This is a genomic window from Pseudescherichia sp., assembly GCF_031987975.1.
GTDB lineage: Bacteria > Pseudomonadota > Gammaproteobacteria > Enterobacterales > Enterobacteriaceae > Pseudescherichia.
In genome coordinates this window covers 34,934-54,491 of sequence record NZ_DALZYX010000015.1, presented here as the reverse complement: position 1 = coordinate 54,491, position 19,558 = coordinate 34,934, and the positions used below count along the sequence as shown (strand labels likewise).

The following is a 19,558-nucleotide window of genomic DNA, read 5'->3' as shown; positions in this document are numbered from 1 at the left end:
AGTTGCGACGCGCTTCAGCGCTCTGTCGCGAGGTGGCGTATATTACGCTTTCCTCATTCAGAGTCAAGCGTTTATTTTCGCTTTTCTCTGCCGAAGTGCCCGGAGGCGCCTCGCTGACCGGCCGGCTTATTCGCCGTTGTTCCGTGTCAGTGGTGGCGCATTATAGGGAGTTATTCGGAGCTGACAAGTCTTAAATTCAAAAAAGTTTTCGATCGCTCACTTTGCAGACTTTATGCCTGCTTTACCGCCGATTTGCTGGTTAATTGTGCGATTTCCCGTGCAAAACCACTTACCCGTGACCAGTCGGTATAGACCACCTCTTTACGCGTATCCGTCTCTCCTCCTGTCATTTTCATAATCAGGCGGATCATGATCCGGTCATACCAGGTATAGCGCGGGTAACGCAGGGCACCGGCAAACACCGCACAGCGATCCGGCTGCCAGGGGGAGTTCAGTAAAAACTTACGCGTATAGCTATTGGTTTGCGGCGAGCTTTTTTCTGGTTTGCGCGCCACAAGATTTACGGCGTAAAAGGCACTGGGCAGCGTATTAAGGTGTTGCAGATGCTTTTTCACAAAGCGATCGACGGCTGGATGGAAGTGACCGTAGCGAATCGATGCGCCAATCACTACGCGGTCATACTCCTCCCAGGCGATAGATTCCGTACGGTTAAGGTTAACCACATCGGCATAGACGCCCAGCTCGCTCAGCTCGGAGGCGATACTGGAGGCGATCTCACGGGTTTGCCCGTCACGGGTGGAGAATAGAATCAACGTTTTCATAGCGTGCTCCCTTATTCGCGCCAGAACGTTGGGGTAAAGAGCACCAGCAACGTAAAGACTTCAAGACGACCAAAAAGCATATTGGCAATGAGTATCCACTTCGCCACCGGATTCATGCTGGCAAAGTTATCTGCTACCACCCCAAGACCCGGCCCGAGGTTGTTCAGCGTCGCAACCACTGAGGCAAAGGCGGAGAAGTCATCCACGCCCGTGGCAATGATCGCCAGCATACTGACAATAAAGACCAGTGCATAGGCGGAGAAGAAGCCCCACACCGCCTCGAGGATACGCTCCGGCAGCGCGCGGTTCCCCAGCTTGATGCTGTACACCGCGTTAGGATGCACCAGCCGTTTTAGCTCACGGTTGCCCTGCTTAAATAGCAGCAGGATACGAATGACCTTCAGTCCCCCGCCGGTCGAACCCGCCATGCCGCCGATAAACGCTGAGCAGAGTAGAAGCACCGGCAGGAATAGCGGCCAGCGTGCAATGCTATCAGTAGTAAAGCCAGCTGTCGTTGCCATCGATACCACCTGGAAGAACGCCTGGTTTAGCGTAGTGACCGCCGAGTTGTAGACATCGTGGAACCAGAGTACCAGGGTGCAGATCGCCACCAGCGTCAGCTGCACGCCAATGAACATCCTGAACTCGGGGTCACGCCAGTAGACCTTCAGGTTACGTCCGCTCAGTAGCGAAAAGTGCAGGCCATAGTTACAGCCGGAGATCAGCAGGAAGATAGCAATAATGGTGTTAATCGTTGGGCTATCAAAATAGCCGACGCTGGCATCATGGGTTGAGAACCCACCGATAGCGATGGTCGCAAAGCTGTGGCCAATCGCATCAAACGCGGGCATGCCGGCAAACCAGAGCGCCACTGCGCAGGCCACGGTAAGCAGCACATAGATAATCCACAGCGTCTTTGCCGTCTCGGCAATACGCGGGCGCATCTTATTATCCTTCAGCGGGCCGGGCATCTCTGCCCGGTAAAGCTGCATCCCCCCGACGCCAAGGATGGGAAGAATAGCCACGGCCAGCACGATGATCCCCATCCCGCCGAACCATTGCAGCATCTGGCGATAGAAAAGAATGCCGTGCGGCAAAGTATCCAGTCCCACCAGCGTGGTTGCCCCTGTGGTCGTCAGGCCAGAAAAAGATTCAAAGAAGGCGTCGGTCACCGTCAGGTTGGGACGCTCGGAAAAGATAAACGGCAAGGCCCCCACGCTGCCCAGCACTGTCCAGAACAGCACAACAATTAGAAAGCCTTCCCGCGACTTCAGCTCTCCCTTCTCCCGGCGGTTGGGCCACCACAGCAGAGAGCCGATCGCCAGCGCCACAAAGAAGGTTTGGGTGAATGCACGCCCCGCGCCGTCCCGATAAATCAGCGCAACCAGTCCGGGCAAGATCATCGTTCCGGAAAACAGTATCACCAGCAGTCCAACGATTCGGGTAATGGCGCGAAAATGCATCTCTGCCGCTTCCTTAGGTATCCAGATAAATGAGGTGGGGATTATTCTTTAATGGCTGATAATTGCAATGAACCACGACTAAAATCTGCCAGCCGGGCGGAGAACTCGGCCAGCCTGGCGCGGGGAAGCGCCACCCTTAGCTGCACGGCAGCCTGATAGTCACTGGTAACGATCTTCCCCTCGAACTGACTCAGTAGCGCCTCTACGCCAGCGAGCTGGGCATAATCACAACACAAAGTATATTCGGTCAGCGGTAATTTGCGGATAGTGGTGAGCTGATTCAACGCGCGCTGCACGCCGCCGCCGTAGGCTTTGACCAGCCCACCGGTGCCTAACAGAATACCGCCATAGTAGCGCACCACCACGGCGGTGATCTCACCGACGCCGCTGCCCATCAGCTGGGCTAGCATCGGCTTGCCCGCTGTGCCAGCCGGTTCACCATCGTCAGAGAAGCCCAGCTGCTGCGAGTCGTCCGGCGGCCCGGCCACCCATGCGACGCAGTGATGCCGCGCCTCGGGGTGTTCTGCCCGTACGGCGCTGACAAAGGCCTTCGCCGCCTCTACGCCGTCGGTATGGGCCAACAGCGTAATGAAGCGGCTCTTTTTGATCTCCTCAACGAAGGTCACCGGCGCGGCCGGTATCAGCCAGCTCTCCATCAGGCTAGCTTCAGATCTCGGGTCATGTTCTCCACGCCGTGCTCATGGATCACCACGTTATCTTCGATGCGGATCCCGCCAAACGGCTTAAGCGCCTCAATTTTCTGCCAGTTGAAGTGCTTGCTGAACTCCCCTTCCCGCCATGAGGCGAGCAGCGAGTCGATGAAGTAGATGCCAGGTTCAATGGTCAGCACCATCCGCGGCTGTATCACGCGGGTGCAGCGCAGGTAAGGATACTTCGCCGGTGCGGCCAGGTGCGTACCGGTGTCATCCTGCATAAAGCCCGCGACGTCATGCACCTGCAGGCCCAGCGGGTGACCGATACCGTGCGGCATAAACGGCCCGGTGAGATTGTTCTCTACCATCGCCTCTTCGCTGATGTCGGTGACGATCTGATGGCGGCGGAGCAGTTTCGCAATGCGCTGATGGAACTGCAGATGGTAATCGATATAGCTCACCCCCGCCTTCATGGTGCCGATCAGCGCCAGCTGCTCCTCGTTGACGTCTTTAATCAGCTGCGCAAAATCGTTATCGCCGTTGGCCGCCCAGGTTCGGGTCAGGTCAGCGGCGTAGCCGTTATACTCGGCGCCGGCATCCAGCAGGAAGCTACGCATTTCCGCGGGTACGCGATGATCCAGCCTGGTGTAGTGCAGCACGGAGGCGTGCTCGTTGAGCGCCACGATATTGCTGTAGGGCACGTCGGTATCGCGGTGGCCGGTGGCGGTCAGGTAGGCGATATTAATATCAAACTCGCTCATACCGGAGAGAAACGCCTCGTGCGCCGCACGGTGCCCCATTACCGCCGTCTTCTGCGCTTCGCGCATACAGGCCAGCTCGTAGTCGGTCTTATAGGCGCGGTAGTAGTGCAGATAATCAATCACCCCTTTCGGGTTGATGTTCTCGGCCTTGATCTCCAGCTGAAATGCGCGTTCGGCTACCGGGCCGATATAGGCGATATTGCCTCGCGCCGCAGGCAGCTGGCTGGCGATACCCTCGGCTTTTGGCAGCGCAATAATCTCGACCTCTTCGGTCCAGAACGAGGTCGGCAGCGGCTCGACGTTATGCCAGTAGTCCACCGGCAGGTAGAACCACAGCTTCGGCTTGTTGACGCCGTCCACCAGCAACCAGCAGTTGGGAACCTGCGTGACGGGCACCCAGGCTTTAAACTGCGGGTTGACCTTAAAGGGGTACGGATGGTCATCAAGGAAGATGTTGAACAGCTCGCCGGAGTGAATCAGCAGTGCGTCGAGCTTAAAGCGGGCCAGCACGTCCCGGGCACGTTCCTGTAGGGTAACGATATGATCTTTATAAAGCGCAGCCAGTGAGTCCATGATTTTCCCTTCTTGTTTAGACGTCAATTCTCCGCATCTTAGCATACCCGGTCACCCCTGCGTGTTTTCCGTTAAGCGTGATCCTCCCAGCAACTTTTTAAACACTCATTTGCATTTTATTAACATAATATCCACACTCCGTTTCATCTGGTAAGACCAGTAACCCTGCTGGATTCAGGAGACTGACATGCTCTACAAAGGCGATACCCTGTACCTCGATTGGCTGGAAGATGGCATTGCTGAACTGGTGTTCGCGGCCCCCGGCTCGGTTAACAAGCTCGATACGGCGACGGTGGCGAGTCTCGGCCAGGCGCTGGACGTGCTGGAAAAAAGTCCCGACCTCACCGGGCTGCTACTGCGATCTGACAAAGCCGCTTTTATTGTCGGCGCGGACATCACCGAATTTCTCTCTCTGTTCCAGGTTCCTGAGGAGCAGCTTAGCCAGTGGCTACATTTTGCCAACAGCATCTTTAACCGCCTGGAAGATCTGCCTGTTCCAACAATCTCTGCCGTGAACGGTTATGCACTGGGTGGCGGCTGCGAGTGCGTGCTGGCTACCGACTATCGCCTGGCGACGCCGGACCTGCGCATTGGCCTGCCGGAAACTAAGCTGGGGATTATGCCGGGCTTTGGCGGCTCGGTGCGTCTGCCGCGTATGTTGGGGGCTGATAGCGCTTTAGAGATTATCGCCGCTGGAAAAGATGTGGGGGCCGAGCAGGCGCTGAAAATTGGCCTGGTCGATGGCATCGTGACGGCGGAAAAACTGCGCGATGGCGCGCTGGCCGTTCTGCGCCAGGCCATCAGCGGCGATCTGGACTGGCGGGCTAAACGTCAGCCGAAGCTGGAGCCGCTGAAGCTGAGCAAGATTGAAGCTGCCATGAGCTTCACCATTGCCAAAGGCATGGTGATGCAGACTGCAGGTAAGCACTACCCCGCCCCGCTGACGGCGGTAAAAACCATTGAGGCGGCGGCCCGGTTTGGCCGTGATGAGGCGCTGGACCTTGAGAACCGGAGCTTTGTCCCGCTAGCCCACACCAACGAGGCCCGGGCGCTGGTAGGCATTTTCCTGAACGATCAGTATGTCAAAGGCCAGGCGAAAAAGCTGACCCACAATGTTGCTACGCCGAAGCAGGCCGCCGTGCTGGGCGCAGGCATTATGGGTGGCGGCATCGCGTATCAGTCCGCATGGAAAGACGTGCCGGTGCTGATGAAAGATATCAACGACAAATCCCTGACGCTGGGCATCAGCGAGGCCAGCAAGCTGCTCAACAAACAGCTTGAGCGCGGTAAAATCGACGGGCTAAAGATGGCGGGCGTGATTGCCACTATCCACCCAACTCTTGATTACACCGGCTTCGATCGCGTCGACGTGGTGGTGGAAGCGGTTGTCGAAAATCCTAAGGTGAAAAAGGCGGTGCTGGCCGAGACCGAACAGAAGGTGCGCCCGGATACGGTGCTGGCCTCGAACACCTCGACTATTCCTATCAGCGAGCTGGCCAGCGTTCTGCAACGCCCGGAGAACTTCTGCGGCATGCACTTCTTTAACCCGGTACACCGTATGCCGCTGGTAGAGGTGATCCGCGGTGAAAAAACCTCAGAAGAGACCCTCGCCAAAGTGGTCGCCTGGGCGAGTAAAATGGGCAAAACGCCCATCGTTGTTAATGACTGCCCCGGCTTCTTCGTCAACCGCGTCCTGTTTCCCTACTTTGCCGCCTTTAGTCAGCTGCTGCGCGACGGTGCGGACTTCCGCCGCGTCGATAAGGTGATGGAGAAGCAGTTCGGCTGGCCGATGGGTCCGGCCTATCTGCTGGACGTGGTGGGCATCGATACGGCGCATCACGCCCAGGCGGTGATGGCCGCTGGCTTCCCGGAGCGGATGCAGAAGGATTACCGCGACGCCATTGACGTACTGTTCGACGCGGGCCGCTTTGGACAGAAAAATGGTCAGGGCTTCTGGCGGTATAAAGAGGACAGTAAAGGCAAGCCGAAGAAAGAGGAAGATGCTGCCGTTGACGGCCTGCTGGCAGAGGTTAGCCAGCCGACGCGCGACTTCTCTGACGAGGAGATTATTGCCCGGATGATGATCCCGATGGTCAACGAAGTGGTGCGCTGTCTGGAGGAGGGCATTATCGCCAGCCCGGCGGAAGCCGATATGGCCCTGGTGTACGGCCTCGGCTTCCCACCGTTCCACGGCGGCGCGTTCCGCTGGCTCGATACCCAGGGCAGCGCCAGCTATCTCGACCGTGCGCAGCAGTTTGCCGCCCTTGGCCCGCTCTACGCCGTGCCGGACGGCCTGCGTGAGAAAGCGCGCCACAACGAACCCTATTATCCTCCCGTTGCGCCAGCCCGCCCGGCAGGCGTTCTGAAATCGGCTTAAGGAGTCACAATGGAACAGGTAGTCATTGTCGATGCAATTCGTACCCCGATGGGCCGTTCTAAGGGCGGCGCGTTTCGTAACGTTCGCGCGGAAGATCTCTCCGCCCACCTGATGCGTAGCCTGCTGGCGCGTAACCCGGCGCTGGACGCTGCGGCGCTGGACGATATCTACTGGGGCTGCGTGCAGCAGACCCTGGAGCAGGGCTTTAACATCGCCCGTAACGCCGCTTTGCTGGCGGAGATCCCCCACTCTGTTCCGGCGGTGACCGTTAACCGCCTGTGCGGCTCGTCGATGCAGGCCCTGCACGATGCGGCACGCATGATCATGACCGGCGATGCACAGGCTTGCCTGGTGGGCGGCGTGGAGCACATGGGTCACGTGCCAATGAGTCACGGCGTTGACTTCCATCCCGGCCTCAGCCGTAACGTTGCCAAAGCGGCGGGCATGATGGGCTTAACCGCTGAGATGCTGGCGCGCATGCACGGCATCAGCCGTGAGATGCAGGACCAGTTTGCCGCCCGCTCCCACGCCCGTGCATGGGCTGCGACCCAAGCCGGCGCGTTTAAGAATGAGATTACCCCCACCGGTGGTCATGATGCCGACGGCGTGCCGAAAATGTTTAACTATGACGAGGTGATCCGCCCGGAGACCAGCGTTGAAGGTCTCTCCGCCCTGCGGCCCGCATTCGATCCGGCTAACGGCACGGTGACGGCGGGCACCTCCTCTGCCCTCTCCGACGGCGCAGCGGCAATGCTGGTGATGAGCGAAAGCCGCGCCCGCGAGCTGGGCCTGACCCCGCGCGCGCGCGTTCGCTCAATGGCGGTGGTGGGCTGCGATCCCTCTATTATGGGTTACGGTCCGGTGCCTGCCTCGCAGCTGGCGTTGAAAAAAGCCGGGCTGGCGGTGAGCGATATCGATCTGTTTGAGATGAACGAAGCCTTTGCGGCGCAGATCCTGCCGTGCATTAAGGATCTGGGTCTGATCGAGCAGATTGACGAGAAGATCAACCTCAACGGCGGCGCGATCGCCCTGGGTCACCCGCTCGGCTGCTCCGGGGCACGGATCAGCACCACGCTGCTGAACCTGATGGAGCGTAAAGACGCGCAGTTTGGCCTGGCGACGATGTGTATTGGCTTGGGTCAGGGGATTGCGACAGTGTTTGAGCGGGTTTAGGACTGTAATGCAGGCCCGGCGGAAAGAGACCGTCGGGCCAGTAGCGCCAACGCTTAGATAAAGGCGAAAGCGTCGCCGAAAAGGCGATCTTCTCGCGCGCTACGTTCGTTGCAGAAGAGATCGCGGGCGATTTTTGCCATCTCGAAACGTCCGGCAATATAGATATCATGTTCGGCCAGCGTGCCGAAATCCTGTAGTACTGCCGTTAATACCGTACCGCTGCGGCCCTGCCATGCCTCTTCCGGCTGCTCGACTACCGGCACCACCTTCAGATGGGGATGATTAACCGTCAACGCTTCCAGCTCAGAGAGATCGTACAGATGCTTCTCCTCACGCCCGCCCCAGTAGATAGTGATATCACGTGCCGGGTTACGCGCCAGCGCGGTGAGCAGAATAGAGCGCACATAGGAGAAACCCGTCCCGCCTGCAATCAGGATCAGCGGACGCTCTTCGTCATCGCGCAGCCAGGCATCGCCGTGCGGAATATCGATCACGATTTCACGCTCTTTCAGGATCCGATCCATCACCGCCATGGCATAGAGGTTCAGCTCGGAAGCACCGATGTGCAGCTCAATGAATGCTTGCTCATCCGGCGTGGATGCCATAGAGAACGGGCGCTTATCACGCTCGTCCATCACCACCATCAAATATTGCCCAGCGCGAAATGAAAACGCCGCGTCTGGTACAAGACGAACACGGTATACGGTATCGGTGATAGCTTCTACCGAGGTCACTTTACAGCTTAAGGTTGTCATGCGCTCCCTCTGTCGGGTCGTTTTATTACGAATCAAAAGGCAAAACGGCGGCGCATTAGCTGCCTTTACCGTCACTCATTATGGCCAGCTCATCCCAGATAGCGTCGATTCGCGCGGTAACGGCAGGATCCTTTTTAATCGGACGCCCCCATTCACGCTGGGTTTCGCCGGGCCATTTGTTGGTGGCATCCAGCCCCATTTTCGAGCCAAGACCGGAAACCGGCGAGGCAAAATCCAGGTAGTCTATCGGCGTATTCTCTACCAGCACCGTATCCCTTGCCGGATCCATACGGGTAGTGATCGCCCAGATAACGTCGTTCCAGTCGCGCGCGTTAACGTCATCATCACAAACAATAACAAATTTGGTGTACATAAACTGCCGCAGAAATGACCAGACGCCCATCATCACCCGCTTGGCATGACCGGCATACTGCTTTTTAATGGTCACTACCGCAAGGCGGTATGAGCACCCTTCCGGGGGAAGATAGAAATCAACAATCTCCGGAAATTGCTTTTGCAGGATCGGCACAAAGACTTCGTTCAGCGCCACGCCGAGCACAGCCGGTTCATCCGGCGGGCGGCCCGTGTAGGTTGAGTGATAGATAGCATCTTCACGCTGGGTAATATGCGTGACCGTAAAGACCGGGAAGCTATCAATCTCATTATAGTAGCCCGTGTGGTCACCATACGGGCCTTCCGGGGCCATCTCGCCCGGCTCAATATAACCCTCAAGCACGATCTCCGCGCTGGCGGGCACTTCCAGATCGTTCGAGATGCACTTAACCACCTCGGTTTTGGTGCCGCGCAGTAGCCCGGCAAAGGCATACTCGGAGAGCGTATCCGGCACCGGCGTCACCGCGCCTAAAATCGTCGCGGGATCGGCACCCAGCGCCACGGCAACCGGGAAGCGTTCGCCGGGATGCGCTGCGCACCACTCCTGATAATCCAGCGCGCCGCCGCGATGCGACAGCCAGCGCATGATAAGTTTGTTCTTGCCGATAAGCTGCTGACGATAGATGCCAAGGTTCTGCCGCTCTTTATGCGGACCCCGGGTGACAGTGAGTCCCCAGGTGATCAGCGGAGCGGCGTCTTCCGGCCAGCACTGCATGATGGGAATGGTAGTTAAATCCACCGCCTCGCCCTGCACCACCTTTTGCTGACACGGCGCACCGCGCAGGCGTTTGGTCGGCATGTTCAGCACCTGCTTGAACTGCGGCAGCTTATCAAAGAGATCGCGGAAGCCTTTCGGCGGCTCCGGCTCTTTCAGAAAGGCCAGCAGCTTACCCACCTCGCGTAGCGCCGTCACATCCTCCTGCCCCATTCCCAGCGCCACGCGCTTCGGCGTGCCAAAGAGGTTGCAGAGTACCGGCATAGAGTAGCCCGTTGGGTTTTCAAATAGCAGAGCGGGTCCACCGGCGCGCAGGGTACGGTCGGCAATCTCTGTTATTTCCAGATGAGGATCAACAGGCAGCGTAATGCGTTTGAGTTCGCCCTGCTGTTCCAGCAGCGCCATAAAATCACGTAGGTCGTGGTATTTCATGCAGTTAATCATGGCCTCGGAGTCAGCCTTCCATTATACGGTGAACATCAGCGTGATGCTGTAATTTTGTTAAATAAGGGTAAATCGTTACGTCTGGGCGTGGCGAGAGCCTCTATAATCACCTTAGCCATCATTATCGGGTTTTGATATGCTTGCGCACGAACAGCCAAAACAGAGTGATTATGCAAGCCTGGTATTTACTTTACTGCAAGCGGGGCCAGCTTGAACGCGCCCAGCAACATCTTGAACGCCAGGCGGTAAACTGCCTGACGCCGATGATCACGCTTGAAAAAATTGTGCGCGGCAAACGCACCGCAGTCAGCGAACCGCTGTTCCCCAACTATCTGTTTATCGAGTTTGATCCAGAAGTGATCCACACTACCACAATTAACGCTACCCGCGGCGTCAGCCACTTTGTCCGCTTCGGTGCCAGCCCGGCAACCGTGCCGGAACCGGTTATTGCCCAGCTGGCAAACTATCAGCCCGAAGGGGTGACCGATCCCCAGACGCCCTATCCCGGCGATAGCGTGGTGATCACCGAAGGGGCGTTCGAAGGGTTAAAAGCGATTTTTACCGAGCCGGACGGCGAGGCGCGCTCAATGCTGCTGCTGAACCTACTCAATCAGCAGGTGATGCAGAGCGTTAAAAATACCGACTTCCGCAAGGCCTAAAAGGAAATGTTAAACAGCCGCCTGACGTTTTGATCCGTCACCTCAGAAAGCCACTCCGCCTCCTCTCCACGCAGCTGCGCAACGCGTTGCAGAATATGGCCCAGCAGGGCGGGTTCATTGCGCCGTGACGCAGGCTTAGGCTTGAGATCGCGAGGCAGCAGATAAGGCGCATCGGTTTCAATCAGCAGGCGCTCGGCCGGGATCGACGGGACGATTTCACAGAGTTCCTGCCCGCGCCGCTCGTCGCAAACCCAGCCGGTAATCCCCAGATAGAGTCCACGTGCCAGGCAGTCATGTGCCTCTCGCTCTGAGCCGGTAAAGCAGTGCAGCACTGCGCCGGGGAGTTTATCCAGCCACGGATCAAGCAGGGCTAAAAAGCGTTCGTGAGCGTCGCGGCAGTGCAGGAAAACCGGCAGCGATAGCTCAGCGGCGAGAGCCAGCTGGGCGCTGAACGCCGCCTCCTGCGCCTGAGGAGTCGAGAAGTTACGGTTAAAATCCAGCCCGCACTCGCCAATCGCGACCACCTGCGGCAGGCTGGCAAGCTGGCGAATGACGCCTGCCGTTTCGGGCTGCCACTGACTGCTGTCATGAGGATGGACACCCGCCGTGGACCAGCAGCTGGCATACCGTGCCGCCAGTTGCTGAGCCTGCTGGCTCTCATGCAGGTTGGTCCCGGTGAGCAGCATCCCCTTAACGCCTACGGCGAGGGCACGTGCGACAACCTGCTCTTGATCGCCAGCAAACTGTGAGCTGGTGAGGTTTACGCCAATATCAAACATCGTCTTCGCTTTCGTCGCCGTCATCCTGACGGAAGCGGCGTTTGCCGATATAGAAGCGCGAGAAGAAGACGCCTACCTCAAACAGGCAGTACATCGGGATCGCCAGCAGCGTCTGGGAGAAAACGTCCGGCGGCGTCAGCAGCATACCGACAACGAATGCCCCCACCAGCACGTAGGGCCGCTTACGACGCAGATCGTCCGGCGTGGTCACACCCATCCAGCAGAGCAGAACAATCGCCACCGGTACCTCAAACGAGACGCCAAAGGCCATAAACAGCGCCATGACGAAATCGAGATAGCTGGCAATATCCGTTGATACCTGCACGCCCTGTGGCGCGGTATGGGTCAAAAAGCCAAACGCCAGGGGGAAGACAACAAAGTAGGCGAAGGCCATGCCGATATAAAACAGCAGCGAGCTGGAAACCAGCAGCGGCACAACCAGACGCCGTTCGTGCTTATAGAGCGCAGGGGCAACAAAGGCCCATACCTGATAAAGGATCACGGGCGCGGAGAGGATCAGCGACACCATGAAGGTCAGCTTCACTGGAGTAAAGAAGGGCGATGCCACGTCGGTGGCAATCATTGTCGCTCCCAAAGGCATCTGCTTGATCAACGGGGCAGAGACCAGCTGGTAGATATCGTTAGCGAAATAGACCAGCACCACGAAAATGGCGAACACCGCAATGATGCAGTTCATCAGGCGTTTTCGTAGCTCGATTAGGTGCGTAATCAGCGGTTGGGTATCTTGTACAGCCATGTTTACGGTTTATCACTTGTCGATGAAGGTGAAGGTGCGGCAGAGGCAGCAGGCTGCGTAGGTTTACCATCAGCGGGCGCTTCCGGTGCCTGCGTAGGGGCACTGGCCTGATGCTCCGCAGCGGCAGGCGTTACCCCCTGGTGCTGCTCCTCGTTCCCTTTCACAATCGGATTATGAATAGTGTGCGCCACGTCGCTCGCGCGCTCAGGATCGTTCGCACTGTAGGAGCGTTTCATTGACTCCGCCGCATGGCGCAGCTCGTCCATGGACTCTTTCAGCTCTGGCGTCAGGTGATCCATACTCGCTTTTTCGACCTTCTTCAGACTGTCCTGAAGCTCCTGGATCTTCAGCTCCTGCGCCAGCTCATTCTGTACGGTGCTTGCCAGCGAGCGCAGCGCACGCACCCACCCGGCCACCGTTTTGACCGCTACCGGCAGACGCTGCGGCCCCAGCACAATGAGGCCGATAACGAATACCAGTACCAGCTCGCCAAAACCAATATCGAACACGAATTACACCTGCTCTTTATCGCGACGCTTTTCTTCGTCTTTTTTCACATCATCTTGCTTTTCAGCAAGGGTTTTAGTGGAGAAATCAGCGTCCTCCGTCGGTTTCTTCTCATGCTTATCGTCATCGCCCATGGCTTTTTTAAAGCCTTTGATCGACGCACCCAGATCGGAACCGATAGAGCCTAGCTTTTTTGTTCCAAACAGCAGCACAACGATGACGGCAATAATCACTAACTGCCAAATACTGATACCACCCATACATAATCCTCAAGCAGAGATGCTGAAATTAACGGGCCGCATACCGGGTACCCGGCCCATAAAGCGTGCGGCTATAGCACGCGGGTTTTTCGCCAGCCAATGAGCCAGGCGACCAGTCCGCCAGCAATCAGCCATGCGGACGCCGTTTGCCACTCCGGACGATTGATCAAAAAGAGCGTCCCACTCAGGATCAATGTTGCCCCAATGCCGAACAGATAGCGGGACTGCCCCTGGCGTACGTGGTTAACACGTATCTCACGGGTGATCAGATCCACGTTATGCTGCAGCTGCTTATGCTGGCGCAGGTTGTTGTAGATCAGCTCGGGAAGCTCGGGCATTTTTTCAATCCACAGCGGCCCTTTCTCTTTCAGGGAACGGACCAACGCCGGGAAGCCTACCTGATCTTTGATCCACGTTTCGAGGAAAGGTTTCGCCGTTTTCCACAAATCGAGCTGCGGATAGAGCTGACGCCCTACGCCTTCTATATAAAGCAGCGTTTTTTGCAGCAGCACCAGCTGCGGCTGCACTTCCATATTGAACCGCCGCGCCGTATTAAACAGGTTCAGCAGCACGTGACCAAAGGAGATCTCCGCCAGCGGCTTCTCGAAAATCGGTTCGCAGACGGTGCGGATGGCAAACTCAAACTCTTCGACATTGGTATCCGGCGGTACCCAGCCCGAATCAACGTGCAGCTCGGCAACTCGACGGTAGTCGCGGTTGAAGAATGCAATAAAGTTTTCCGCCAGGTAGCGCTTATCCTCTTTATTCAACGAGCCGACAATGCCGCAGTCGATACCAATATACTGCGGATCCTCGGGATGCTCATAGCTGACAAAAATATTGCCAGGGTGCATATCCCCGTGGAAAAAGCTGTCGCGAAATACCTGAGTAAAGAAAACCTGCACCCCACGCTCGGCCAAAAGCTTCAAATCGGTATTGTTCTTCTCCAGCGCCGCAACGTCGTTCACTGGAATACCATAGATGCGTTCCATGACAAGCATATTTTGGCTGCAGTAATCGGAGTAAACTTCCGGCACGTAGAGCATCTGGCTGTTTTCAAAGTTACGCCGCAGCTGAATGGCGTTGGCCGCTTCACGGAGCAGATCCAGCTCGTCGATCAGCGTCTTTTCATACTCCTTTACGACCTCAAGCGGACGCAGGCGACGCCCGTCCGGCAGCAGGCGGGGAACCCAGCGCGCAAGGCGATAAATAAGGCGCATGTCAGCTTTGATCACTGGCAGAATATCTGGCCGGATCACCTTGATTACCACCTCTTTGCCGTTCTCCTTGAGGCGGGCAGTGTGGACCTGGGCGATAGAAGCTGAAGCCAGCGGCGTGATATCAAAATCATCAAACCATGTCTCGACAGGGATATCCCCCATCGCTTTTTCGATCTGGCGCTTAGCCAGCACGCCGTCAAAAGGCGCAACGCGATCCTGCAGCATGGCCAGCTGATCGGCAATCGCGGGCGGAAAGAGATCGCGACGGGTAGAGAGCATCTGTCCGAACTTGATCCATACCGGCCCCAGCTCCTGCAGCGCCAGCCGCAGACGATGACCTAACTCTTTATCTTTGTGACGGTTTGGCATCCAGAAAAGCGTGCGACGCCAGAGCCGAAGCGGCAGGGTAAGACGCATTCGTGGGATGAGCTCATCAAGCCCGTAACTCAAAAAAGTTTGGATGATGAAATACAGGCGGCGAATTTCACCTGGCGTCATTTGCCCTCCAGTTTTTCCAGCCGTTTAGTTAACGCATCAACCGATCGCGCGACGGCGGCGGCCTCTTCGGCAAACCAGGCGACTTCCAGTCCGCCGGGTGCCAGACGCCACTCTTCCGTTAAGGCTTCGGCCACGTACTGCTGCTGACGCTGCAGGCCATGTCGAAAGCGCTTCGCACCGCCGCGCAGAACTTTAGCGATGCCTTCGGCGGCGATATCGCCGGTGTAAGGGGCAAGTAGCTCAGCAAAATCGAACTCTGCGAGATCGAAAAGCGTGCTAAGGTTTTGAACAACCTGAATATCGCCCTGCACTTCCAGCTCGCCGCTGCGTATAAGCGTAGTCAGCTGTTGGCGATCGCGCAGCTTCGGTAACAGGCGTGCCTGGGTAATCACGGTGCAGTCCGCCTCGCCCTCCCAGGCGCTGAGCACGTCGACCTGGCGCTCGCTAAAGGCCAGAATCAGCGGCGTAGAGAACTCGTTGAGGACAATACGCAGTACCTTACCCTGCAGGCGCTGGCGGGCGGGTTTTAATGCCCTTTCACGATATAAAAATGTATTGAGAACACCTTCGATTCCAGCGCTCACTAAAGGCGTAAAGGGCATTCACTCACTCCTGTCAGAACTTATATCCACGGTGCAGCGCGACGATACCCGCCGTCAGGTTGAAATACTCTGCGTTTTCAAAACCAGCATCCTGCATCATCGCCTTCAGCGTCTCCTGATCGGGATGCATACGGATGGACTCTGCCAGGTAGCGGTAGCTTTCGCCATCCTTCGCCACCAGCTCGCCAATGCGCGGCAGAACGTGGAAGGAGTAGGCGTCATAGGCCTTGCTCAGCGGCTCGATAATCGGCTTAGAGAACTCAAGAACTAAGAGGCGGCCGCCCGGCTTGAGCACGCGGAACATGGAGCGCAGCGCTTTCTCTTTATCGGTGACGTTTCGCAGGCCGAAGGCGATGGTGATGCAGTCAAAGGTATTGTCCGGGAACGGCAGCGCTTCGGCGTTGGCCTGCACGTATTCAACGTTACCCACTACGCCAAGGTTGCGCAGCTTTTCACGCCCGACTTTCAGCATTGAGTCGTTGATATCGGCCAGTACCACCTGTCCAGTTTCACCCACCAGACGGGAGAATTTTGCCGTCAGGTCACCGGTACCGCCTGCAAGGTCGAGAACCTTCTGCCCACGGCGAACGCCGCTGCAGTCAATTGTGAAACGTTTCCACAAACGATGGATGCCCATCGACATCAGATCGTTCATGACGTCATATTTTGCGGCCACGGAGTGAAATACGTGAGCCACCATGTCTGCCTTTTGCGTTTTGGCGACAGTCTGATAACCAAAATGCGTCGTTTCTTGTGAATCTTCCGCCATCTCAGTGCCTGCTATTCAAGAAATTGTTCGTGAAGTGTAACAGATTGGGCGCAATTGCCCTACGTTTCAACCCTCCTGTCCGGCGCGCAGGCGGAACTCCTCATCCTGCGCCACGGCCTGGTCGGCTAAATCCGGATTGATCTCGCGCTTGATCTCAACCCCCAACCCGCGAAACGCCTCGGCTTGGGCGAGCAGATTCCCCCGCCCGGAGGTAAGTTTTTTCATCGCCTGGCGGTAGTTATCCTGCGCTTTCTCCAGGCTCTGCCCCACCGATGACATATCGTCAACAAACAGTCGCATCTTGTCGTAGAGGCGGCTGGCGCGCTCAGCAATCTGCTGGGCGTTGCGGCTCTGATGCTCGTAGCGCCAGAGGTTAGCGATGGTGCGCAGGGCCACCAGCAGCGTGGTCGGGCTAACCAGCATAATGTTGTGTTTTAACGCCTCGGTGATCAGCTCCGGCTGCCGATCGAGAGCCACTAAAAATGCTGGCTCGACGGGAATAAACATCAGCACGTAGTCAAGGGATCGCAGTCCCGGCAGCTGCTGATAGTCTTTCCGGCCCAACAGGCGGATATGGCTGCGCACCGAGGCAATGTGCTCCTGCAACGCACTTTCGCGCGTGTACTCATCGTCGGCGTTGAAGTAGCGTTCATAGGCCACCAGCGTCATCTTGGCGTCGATAACCACGTCTTTGCCCTGCGGCAGTCGGACGATGACGTCGGGCTGCATTCTGGCGCGAGATTCGGTTTCAATGCTGACCTGGGTTTCATACTCGTAGCCGGCACGCAGGCCGGACGCCTCCAGCACGCGGGCCAGCACCACCTCACCCCAGTTACCCTGCGCTTTATTATCGCCTTTCAGGGCGCGGGTCAGGTTGATCGCTTCCTGCGCCATCTGGGCATTAAGCTGCTGTAGGTTACGGATCTCGTGGGCGAGCGTGTGGCGCTCCTGGGCCTCTTTGCCAAAGCTGTCCTGCACCTGGCGGCGGAAACCATCCAGCTGTTCCCGCAGGGGGGAGAGAAGCCCGTGAAGGCTCTGCCGGTTCTGCTCCTCGACCCGGCGGTTGCTCTGCTCAAAGATGCGGTTAGCGAGGTTTTCAAACTGCTCGCTCAGGCGCTGCTCGCTGTTGATCATCTGGCGGATTTTATCTTCCGCATGCAGCTGGGTGGACTCCAGACGGGTGGTGACCTCGCGCAGATCGGCCTCCAGCGAGGTGTTGATCTCCCGCAGGCTGCGCAGTTCGTTATTCAGCAGTTCGCACTCGTCGCGCCAGTGCTGGTTCTGTACCAGCCGCTGCCGCGCCGCGCTCAGTTCGATATCTAGCTCGCGCCGCTCTTCGGTAAGATCGGCCCGCAGGCGATCGGCATGGGATTTTGTCGCCAGCCAGCCTATCAGCAAGCCGGCTATCGCCGCTGCCACGCTGAGTAAAATTGAGATATCCACCCTGCCTCCTGCATAAACCACTTACCGATGCAAAATAAGAGTGTGCTGGATAGGTGTCCAGTTGGGAAGGATTTTCCTGCGAGGTACTACGCAAAACGGGCAGGCCGAGGGGATTGGCCTGCCGGAGAGGAGCGTTAAGCCAGACGGCGCGCCGCTTCCACCACGATTTTTATCGCGTGGCTTTCGGTTTGCTTCATGGTCTCTGCGTTCGGGATCTCTTGCTGAGTACGGTTGACGATCACGCCCGCGACCATACCCGCGCGCAGGCCCTGGCTGGAGCACATGGTCAGCAGCGTGGCGGACTCCATCTCATAGTTCATCACGCCCATTGACTGCCACTCTTCCATAGAGCCTTTATAGCGGCTAACGACGCGACCGGAGAAGGTGTCGTAACGCTCCTGGCCCGGATAGAAGGTGTCAGACGAGGCGGTCACGCCGATGTGGGTCGTTGCCCCAACCTCTTTAGCGGCCTCCACCAGCGCGGTGGTACAGGTGAAATCAGCTACCGCCGGGTACTCCATCGGCGCAAAGTGCAGGCTTGCCCCGTCGAGACGCACGGAGGCGGTAGTCACCAGCACGTCACCAACGTTGATGTGCGGCTGAATAGCGCCGGTAGTGCCCACGCGCAGGAAAGTCCGGATGCCCAGCTGCGCCAGCTCTTCAACGGCGATAGAGGTTGACGGGCCGCCGATCCCGGTGGAGCAGACAATGATTGCTTTGCCATCCACTTCGGCGCGCCATGAGGTAAATTCGCGATGCGATGCCAGCTTAACCGGCTTATCCATCAGCGCGGCGATCTTTTCCACTCGCTCCGGATCGCCAGGGACGATAGCCAGCGTTGCCCCCTGCAGATCGTTTTTGGTAAGACCGAGGTGAAAAACATCAGACTTGGACATAGGTGACTCCTTTGTGGGTCGATTCATCAGCAGAAGTAAAACGGTACTCTACAGAAGGCCATCGCTTTTTTTCGTGACATCAATCACTCTGAAGAAAACTGTTTACATCAATTTTTCATCAAAAGGTGATTTATATCACACTACTACGCTCTTATTCTCTCGTTCGTCGTAAAGATAGACCTTTTCGCACAGGATGATTTTGGCGTACTGGCTATAGTTACCTGATGCGCTAAATAAGGGTACGGAGATTGCTATGACCACAGAAAAACAGCCCGGCTTTGCACCTGCAGCTTCACCTCACGCTTCCACCGCCGTTCACACCTCTGAAGAGTCGATTTTGACCGGTGAGACATCAATTCCCACCCAGGGCGATAATATGCCCGCCTGGCACGCCCGGCCGCAGAAGGCCGACGGCCCGCTGCCGGTAGTGATTGTAGTCCAGGAGATTTTCGGCGTGCATGAGCACATTCGTGATATTTGTCGCCGGCTGGCGCAGGAGGGCTATCTGGCCATCGCGCCTGAACTTTACTTCCGCCAGGGCGATCCCAACGACTACAGCGATATTCCCACGCTGTTTAAAGAGCTGGTGTCAAAGGTGCCGGATGCTCAAGTGCTGGCCGACCTCGACCACGTCGCTAACTGGGCGGCGCGCAACGGTGGTGACGCGCATCGGCTTCAGCTTACCGGCTTTTGCTGGGGCGGGCGTATCGCCTGGCTCTACGCCGCGCATAATCCGCAGTTGAAGGCGGCGGTAGCGTGGTACGGCAAGCTGGTGGGTGATAAAACCCTCAATTCGCCAAAGCATCCGGTAGATATCGCCACCGACCTCAACGCGCCGGTGCTGGGTCTGTATGGCGCCAGGGATGACAGCATTCCTCTTGATACCGTGGAGACCATGCGCCACGCCCTACGCGCCGCCAACGCCGAGGCGGAGATTGTGGTCTACCCCGATGCCGGACATGCGTTTAACGCTGACTATCGCCCAAGCTATCATGAGGAGTCAGCCAAAGATGGCTGGCAGCGCATGCTGGCATGGTTTGCCCAGTACGGTGAAAAACGAGGCTAGCGTATTGTGCCGG

Annotated in this window: 19 protein-coding genes; 4 read left to right on the top strand and 15 right to left on the bottom strand. The window is 57.4% G+C overall.

The features are described 5' to 3' along the window. Window positions 1-230 precede the first annotated feature (230 nt). The 4 genes from hemG to pepQ are packed head-to-tail and all read right to left on the bottom strand — an operon-like array spanning window position 231 to window position 4,232. On the bottom strand, window positions 231-782 hold the full coding sequence (gene hemG, locus RTN40_RS19835; RefSeq protein ID WP_312229905.1) for a menaquinone-dependent protoporphyrinogen IX dehydrogenase: 552 nt from the start codon (window positions 780-782) through the stop codon (window positions 231-233). An 11-nt stretch (window positions 783-793) separates the two neighbouring features. After that, window positions 794-2,245, bottom strand: coding sequence for a Trk system potassium transporter TrkH (gene trkH / locus RTN40_RS19830; RefSeq protein WP_312229904.1), 1,452 nt, complete (start codon window positions 2,243-2,245; stop codon window positions 794-796). A 41-nt stretch (window positions 2,246-2,286) separates the two neighbouring features. Further along, on the bottom strand, window positions 2,287-2,901 hold the full coding sequence (locus RTN40_RS19825) for an IMPACT family protein (protein WP_312229903.1): 615 nt from the start codon (window positions 2,899-2,901) through the stop codon (window positions 2,287-2,289). Then, window positions 2,901-4,232, bottom strand: a complete 1,332-nt coding sequence (gene pepQ / locus RTN40_RS19820) for a Xaa-Pro dipeptidase (RefSeq protein WP_312229902.1) — start codon at window positions 4,230-4,232, stop codon at window positions 2,901-2,903. The genes RTN40_RS19825 and pepQ overlap by 1 nt, the downstream gene beginning before the upstream one ends. 187 nt (window positions 4,233-4,419) lie before the next feature. Between pepQ and fadB the strand changes: the two genes are divergently transcribed. Continuing rightward, complete coding sequence (gene fadB / locus RTN40_RS19815) at window positions 4,420-6,609, top strand: fatty acid oxidation complex subunit alpha FadB (RefSeq protein ID WP_312229901.1); 2,190 nt, start codon at window positions 4,420-4,422, stop codon at window positions 6,607-6,609. Window positions 6,610-6,618: 9 nt separating this feature from the next. Next, window positions 6,619-7,782, top strand: a complete 1,164-nt coding sequence (gene fadA / locus RTN40_RS19810) for an acetyl-CoA C-acyltransferase FadA (protein ID WP_312229900.1) — start codon at window positions 6,619-6,621, stop codon at window positions 7,780-7,782. A 53-nt stretch (window positions 7,783-7,835) separates the two neighbouring features. On the opposite strand, the gene fre is transcribed toward fadA, so the two are convergent. Both fre and ubiD read right to left on the bottom strand, forming a co-directional pair. Next, the gene (fre, locus tag RTN40_RS19805; protein ID WP_312229899.1) at window positions 7,836-8,537 is read right to left on the bottom strand and encodes an NAD(P)H-flavin reductase; all 702 of its coding nucleotides are present in this window, start codon (window positions 8,535-8,537) and stop codon (window positions 7,836-7,838) included. A gap of 55 nt (window positions 8,538-8,592) precedes the next feature. Beyond that, window positions 8,593-10,089, bottom strand: coding sequence for a 4-hydroxy-3-polyprenylbenzoate decarboxylase (gene ubiD / locus RTN40_RS19800; protein ID WP_154056363.1), 1,497 nt, complete (start codon window positions 10,087-10,089; stop codon window positions 8,593-8,595). A gap of 170 nt (window positions 10,090-10,259) precedes the next feature. On the opposite strand from ubiD, the gene rfaH reads away from it, so the two are divergent. After that, window positions 10,260-10,748: a transcription/translation regulatory transformer protein RfaH gene (gene rfaH, locus RTN40_RS19795; protein WP_312229898.1), complete on the top strand. Its 489-nt coding sequence runs from the start codon at window positions 10,260-10,262 to the stop codon at window positions 10,746-10,748. Here the strand turns inward: rfaH and tatD are convergent. The 9 genes from tatD to udp all read right to left on the bottom strand — a co-directional run bounded on the left by tatD (window position 10,745) and on the right by udp (window position 18,479). Further along, a complete protein-coding gene (tatD, locus tag RTN40_RS19790; RefSeq protein ID WP_312229897.1) occupies window positions 10,745-11,527 on the bottom strand; it encodes a 3'-5' ssDNA/RNA exonuclease TatD in 783 nt (260 codons plus the stop codon). The genes rfaH and tatD overlap by 4 nt on opposite strands. Then, window positions 11,520-12,284: a Sec-independent protein translocase subunit TatC gene (tatC, locus tag RTN40_RS19785; RefSeq protein WP_312229896.1), complete on the bottom strand. Its 765-nt coding sequence runs from the start codon at window positions 12,282-12,284 to the stop codon at window positions 11,520-11,522. Before tatC ends, tatD begins: the two co-directional genes overlap by 8 nt. A gap of 2 nt (window positions 12,285-12,286) precedes the next feature. After that, window positions 12,287-12,793 carry a Sec-independent protein translocase protein TatB gene (gene tatB, locus RTN40_RS19780; protein ID WP_312213787.1) on the bottom strand — a complete coding sequence of 169 codons (507 nt, stop codon included), beginning with the start codon at window positions 12,791-12,793 and terminating at the stop codon, window positions 12,287-12,289. A 3-nt stretch (window positions 12,794-12,796) separates the two neighbouring features. Then, window positions 12,797-13,051, bottom strand: coding sequence for a Sec-independent protein translocase subunit TatA (tatA, locus tag RTN40_RS19775; RefSeq protein ID WP_312213789.1), 255 nt, complete (start codon window positions 13,049-13,051; stop codon window positions 12,797-12,799). A gap of 71 nt (window positions 13,052-13,122) precedes the next feature. Next, window positions 13,123-14,769 (bottom strand): ubiquinone biosynthesis regulatory protein kinase UbiB, encoded by a 1,647-nt coding sequence (ubiB, locus tag RTN40_RS19770; RefSeq protein WP_312229895.1) that lies wholly within the window; start codon window positions 14,767-14,769, stop codon window positions 13,123-13,125. Further along, window positions 14,766-15,371 carry an SCP2 domain-containing protein gene (locus tag RTN40_RS19765; RefSeq protein ID WP_312229894.1) on the bottom strand — a complete coding sequence of 202 codons (606 nt, stop codon included), beginning with the start codon at window positions 15,369-15,371 and terminating at the stop codon, window positions 14,766-14,768. Before RTN40_RS19765 ends, ubiB begins: the two co-directional genes overlap by 4 nt. A gap of 13 nt (window positions 15,372-15,384) precedes the next feature. Further along, window positions 15,385-16,140, bottom strand: coding sequence for a bifunctional demethylmenaquinone methyltransferase/2-methoxy-6-polyprenyl-1,4-benzoquinol methylase UbiE (gene ubiE / locus RTN40_RS19760; RefSeq protein ID WP_042395932.1), 756 nt, complete (start codon window positions 16,138-16,140; stop codon window positions 15,385-15,387). A 66-nt stretch (window positions 16,141-16,206) separates the two neighbouring features. Further along, window positions 16,207-17,583, bottom strand: a complete 1,377-nt coding sequence (gene rmuC / locus RTN40_RS19755) for a DNA recombination protein RmuC (RefSeq protein WP_409418543.1) — start codon at window positions 17,581-17,583, stop codon at window positions 16,207-16,209. 134 nt (window positions 17,584-17,717) lie between these two features. Beyond that, window positions 17,718-18,479, bottom strand: a complete 762-nt coding sequence (gene udp / locus RTN40_RS19750) for a uridine phosphorylase (protein ID WP_042395937.1) — start codon at window positions 18,477-18,479, stop codon at window positions 17,718-17,720. A 253-nt stretch (window positions 18,480-18,732) separates the two neighbouring features. Between udp and RTN40_RS19745 the strand changes: the two genes are divergently transcribed. Next, entirely contained in the window at window positions 18,733-19,545 is an 813-nt protein-coding gene (locus tag RTN40_RS19745) for a dienelactone hydrolase family protein (RefSeq protein WP_312229893.1), read from the top strand. Window positions 19,546-19,558 lie beyond the last annotated feature (13 nt).

Coding starts and splice junctions, on each gene's coding strand:
- fadA (WP_312229900.1), top strand. CDS start 6,619: ATGGAACAGGTAGTCATTGTCGATGCAATTCGTACCCCGATGGGCCGT.
- pepQ (WP_312229902.1), bottom strand. CDS start 4,232: ATGGACTCACTGGCTGCGCTTTATAAAGATCATATCGTTACCCTACAG.
- rfaH (WP_312229898.1), top strand. CDS start 10,260: ATGCAAGCCTGGTATTTACTTTACTGCAAGCGGGGCCAGCTTGAACGC.
- fadB (WP_312229901.1), top strand. CDS start 4,420: ATGCTCTACAAAGGCGATACCCTGTACCTCGATTGGCTGGAAGATGGC.
- RTN40_RS19765 (WP_312229894.1), bottom strand. CDS start 15,371: ATGCCCTTTACGCCTTTAGTGAGCGCTGGAATCGAAGGTGTTCTCAAT.
- ubiD (WP_154056363.1), bottom strand. CDS start 10,089: ATGATTAACTGCATGAAATACCACGACCTACGTGATTTTATGGCGCTG.
- RTN40_RS19825 (WP_312229903.1), bottom strand. CDS start 2,901: ATGGAGAGCTGGCTGATACCGGCCGCGCCGGTGACCTTCGTTGAGGAG.
- ubiB (WP_312229895.1), bottom strand. CDS start 14,769: ATGACGCCAGGTGAAATTCGCCGCCTGTATTTCATCATCCAAACTTTT.
- trkH (WP_312229904.1), bottom strand. CDS start 2,245: ATGCATTTTCGCGCCATTACCCGAATCGTTGGACTGCTGGTGATACTG.
- tatC (WP_312229896.1), bottom strand. CDS start 12,284: ATGGCTGTACAAGATACCCAACCGCTGATTACGCACCTAATCGAGCTA.
- tatA (WP_312213789.1), bottom strand. CDS start 13,051: ATGGGTGGTATCAGTATTTGGCAGTTAGTGATTATTGCCGTCATCGTT.
- hemG (WP_312229905.1), bottom strand. CDS start 782: ATGAAAACGTTGATTCTATTCTCCACCCGTGACGGGCAAACCCGTGAG.
- ubiE (WP_042395932.1), bottom strand. CDS start 16,140: ATGGCGGAAGATTCACAAGAAACGACGCATTTTGGTTATCAGACTGTC.
- udp (WP_042395937.1), bottom strand. CDS start 18,479: ATGTCCAAGTCTGATGTTTTTCACCTCGGTCTTACCAAAAACGATCTG.
- RTN40_RS19745 (WP_312229893.1), top strand. CDS start 18,733: ATGACCACAGAAAAACAGCCCGGCTTTGCACCTGCAGCTTCACCTCAC.
- tatD (WP_312229897.1), bottom strand. CDS start 11,527: ATGTTTGATATTGGCGTAAACCTCACCAGCTCACAGTTTGCTGGCGAT.
- fre (WP_312229899.1), bottom strand. CDS start 8,537: ATGACAACCTTAAGCTGTAAAGTGACCTCGGTAGAAGCTATCACCGAT.